This window comes from Yersinia sp. 2542 StPb PI (assembly GCF_048593855.1).
GTDB lineage: Bacteria > Pseudomonadota > Gammaproteobacteria > Enterobacterales > Enterobacteriaceae > Yersinia > Yersinia enterocolitica_E.
In genome coordinates, this window is the sequence record NZ_JAZGQA010000355.1 from 1 (window position 1) to 1,992 (window position 1,992).

Below are 1,992 nucleotides of genomic sequence, written 5' to 3' on the forward strand. Positions count from 1 at the left end.
ACTGTTATCTATTATGCCATTAGCTTTCTATTCCTTAGCTGAGGAAAATAACGTTAAAAAAAATACCCATATGGAGGTGGTTGGGGATGCTCAGAGCTATGTCGTCATTAAAGAAAAAAATAAGTTAGCGGTCATCCCGGGCGGTAGCAACCTTATTATTCCTAAATCTGAAGGCCGATTAGCAACATTACATGATGTATTGAGTATCCAACCGGGGTTGGTGGTACAAGATTTTTTTGGTGGTTCTGATCAGCCTCGCTTAAATATTCGCGGTTCCGGTGTACAAAGTGCCCCACTCTCCCGAGGCGTTACTCTATTACAAGATGGCTTGCCACTGAATGATGCAGACGGAGGCTTTCATATCAGCCTGCTGGAGCCACGGGAAAGTAAAATTATCAGTGTACGTCGTGGTGCCAATGCAACCAATCCTGCAAATAATACACTGGGTGGTGAGCTGGATTTTATTTCCTACACTGGCAGGGATGAATTTGGACGATTACGCTACGAATACGGTAGTTTCGGACGGCAAGGTTGGCATGGAGCCATCGGGGGGGATGAAACTGAACTGTGGGATGGGCGTTTGAGTATCAGTGGCGATCGCTTCGCTGGCTATCGTGATCACTCCTCCTCTCAGCGCAATTCAATTAGAGCAAATGTCGGTTTTGAACAACCTAACTTTACTAATCGTACTTGGTTAAGTTGGACAGATCTGAGCTTTGAAGTTGCGGGAACGCTTTCACAGTCAGAAGTCAAAAATAATCCTACAGCGGTTTACCCAATGGTGTGGGTAAGAGATCCGCGGCGTAATGTTGAACAAGCTCGCTTCGCCAACTATTCCGTATGGCAAGGCCAAAATTGGCAGCAGGAATTAGGATTATGGGCACAACATACTCACGATAATTTTGTAACACCAGCAGTGTATGTACTGAGTGGCGGCAATACCTACGGTGCCTTATGGCTCTCAAGTCTCTCCATTAATCAGTTTAATTATCGTGTTGGTTTATCAACTGAACGTTCAGATATGAATCGTGATCTGCGACAGAATCGGCGAGAAACCCCTTATGATGGTAAATTAATTGGCAGTTATGCCATGACTGCAGAGAATCAGAACGTGGCTGTAGATGCTGGTTGGCAAGCGGCAGAGCATTGGTATCTCAGTACGGGTATGAAAGGTACCCATTCGATTCGTAATGTTACCCCCCGCGATGATCGGCAGTCAGTAAGGCAACGCTGGTTTTTAATAACACCAAAACTGGGGGTGGTTTGGTCACCTCAACCACAATTGCGTGGGTTCACCAATCTGAGTTGGAGCCATGAAGCCCCCAGTTTCCGCGAAATTATTTCTAATAATGGTGCGGTTAATCGTTTAGTCCCTCAACAGGCGATTACTGTGGAAATTGGCGGCGATGGTAGGTTGAAGGCTGGCATTAACTGGGATCTCTCTCTGTATCGCAGCATAGTGAAAAATGAATTAATTACGCATTATGACCAAGAGGGAAATTCGACGGGTACCTTTAATTATCGCCATAAAACCCTGCATCAAGGTATTGAAGCTGGGCTTAAAGGCGATATTCCGTTAAATGATGCGAGTATGGAATATCGTTTGGCCTGGACATATAACGATTTCCGCTTTCTGGGTGGCGAATATCAAGGTAAGAGAATCGGGGGGATTCCTCCGCAACAATTTTCCGCAGAAATATTGTATAAATGGCAATACTGGCGTGCAGGACCTAATCTTCATTGGTTACCAGCCCGTACACCGGTAGATCATATTAATCGTTATGATATTCAATTCCGTGATAAATATGCTATTTGGGGATTTAAGATTGATTATCGCCATCCTAATGGATGGTCAACATATTTAAGTTTAGATAATTTAACCAATAAGCGTTATGCCACTGCATCAATTGCCGGGCGCGAAGTGACATCCGTGAAAAATAACACGTTATTCCCCGGTATGGGACGATCGATTAATGGTGGTATTACATATAG

Annotated in this window: 1 protein-coding gene; it reads left to right on the forward strand. The window is 44.4% G+C overall.

The window, feature by feature from the left end; all coding sequences use genetic code 11:
• Nucleotide 1 precedes the first annotated feature (1 nt).
• Nucleotides 2–1,992 (forward strand): TonB-dependent receptor family protein (locus V1952_RS21540; RefSeq protein ID WP_420075521.1); only part of this gene is annotated, 1,991 nt, incomplete at its 3' end.